The sequence below is a fragment of the Microcoleus sp. A2-C3 genome (assembly GCF_036706065.1).
Classification (GTDB): domain Bacteria; phylum Cyanobacteriota; class Cyanobacteriia; order Cyanobacteriales; family Microcoleaceae; genus Microcoleus.
Window position 1 is genome coordinate 1 of the sequence record NZ_JAUBVX010000121.1, and the last position, 1,711, is coordinate 1,711.

Sequence of the window (1,711 nt, forward strand, 5' to 3'; positions counted from 1 at the left end):
ATAATTATGAGTTAGCTCTAGGGGGATTAAATTGAAAAATTTCTATTATAGCATAGATTTTTTTTGCAAGAGGTCTAATAAGTAAATGAGTGAATATAAATAGGTTCATGTTTCGGTAGGGATGTCAAATATTATACCTGCTTGGTTCTTCTTGTATCGCCCATGATGTGTTGACTTGAATCATTTATTACTAACTTAATTTATGTATTACTCAGACGAAATTACTGCTTTAATGCTCAAACATTATCAGTCTTTATCTGAAAAAGATCAAAGAAAATATGCAGCGATAGAAGCCGTAAAACTTGGTCGTGGTGGAATTATTTACATGGCCCGAGTTTTGGGAGTAGACAGGAATACCATAGCCAAGGGCATTAAAGAGTTAAAAAGTGAATCAGAACACAGCAGGAATCAACAGAGAATTCGCCGACCTGGAGGAGGAAGAAAAACTAGGGATTCTCAGATACCTGATTTAAATGAGCGTTTTTTAGAAGTCTTAAAAAACCACACAGCCGGAGATCCAATGTCCGATAAAATTCAATGGACAAATCTTACGCATCAACAAATAGTTGAAGGTCTGAAGGCTCAGGAAACAATAGTCAGTACCACAGTCGTTCAAGAACTGTTAAAAAAACATGGATATGTGAAACGCAAAGCTCAAAAACAACAAACAACCGGAGTCACAAAAAATCGTAATGAACAATTTGAAAATCTTGCCAGAATAACCGCTGACCATTACTCACAAGTTAAGGTAAAAACACTATTGTCAATGAGTAATTGTACTCATTTTTTACCTGTTTAACCAATTAAAATATGACTCCATTTGTTCCTTTATTATTGAAAAAAAATTGTTCGGGACTTCTTTGAGTTCCAGGGAAAGGAGAAATAATTAGCCTGATATGAGGTTTTCATGCCTAGCTTAACAATCCCTAAATCTTGATTTTCGTCGGCGGCAAAATACTTAACTAAGTCCGAAGCTATTCCTTTTTGATAGGCAACCGAAAAATGATACATCCCCCGATAAATCATTTCTAATGAAATCCGTTCAATTGGCACTCCTAATTCATCCGCAACAGCATCTCCTAAATCTACTAAAACTGCATAAAATAGCCAAGTAGCCCAGATTTGGAGCTGAATTCCGTTTAGCGAACCTGTCCATAAATAGCTGAGATTTAGTAATCTTTTTACTATGCAAAATGCGTCTTCAATTCGCCAGCGTCTTTGATATAAATCTGCTACTACATAGGGGGTAATATTTCTGGTTCTCGGACACTTGTTAGATAAGAACGCCAGGAAGTCTTGGAACGAATCTGTACTAATCTTATAGTCAAAGTTGGTGTTTTTTTTGTACCTGCACCTATTTTAATTATCTGGTCTTTGACATCATAAGTATTGGTTAATACCCGCTCTACTTGATAAGATGCACCTTTCTTGGTTCGAGTGATAAATCCAATTTCTTGGTCTATTAGTTTTGACCAAAAAGCGAAGTGATAGAAGCCTCTGTCCAATAACAGCAAGGTTTTTGGCTTAACTATTTTTAGTAAATCTTCTTCCCAATGGGTATCTGCTTGTTTGGGATTTTCCCAAAACCAAATTTCTTGGGGAAGATGAGTTACTAGGTCTATAATTACTCCCATTGTAAGGATTCAGGTCTAAGATTGGGGAATTAAAGAAGGCATAAATAAGTCACAAAAATGGGCAGATATAGCATCAC

General features: G+C 35.9%; 1 protein-coding gene and 1 pseudogene. One reads left to right on the plus strand and one right to left on the minus strand.

Features of this window, described 5'->3' with window-relative positions:
* Positions 1-202: 202 nt before the first annotated feature.
* Entirely contained in the window at positions 203-799 is a 597-nt protein-coding gene (locus QUB66_RS29575) for an ISAzo13-like element transposase-related protein (RefSeq protein WP_332970798.1), read from the plus strand.
* Between the two features lie 4 nt (positions 800-803).
* Here the strand turns inward: QUB66_RS29575 and QUB66_RS29580 are convergent.
* Positions 804-1,634 (minus strand): annotated as a pseudogene (locus tag QUB66_RS29580) (transposase); the annotation flags it as partial.
* Between the last annotated feature and the right edge of the window lie 77 nt (positions 1,635-1,711).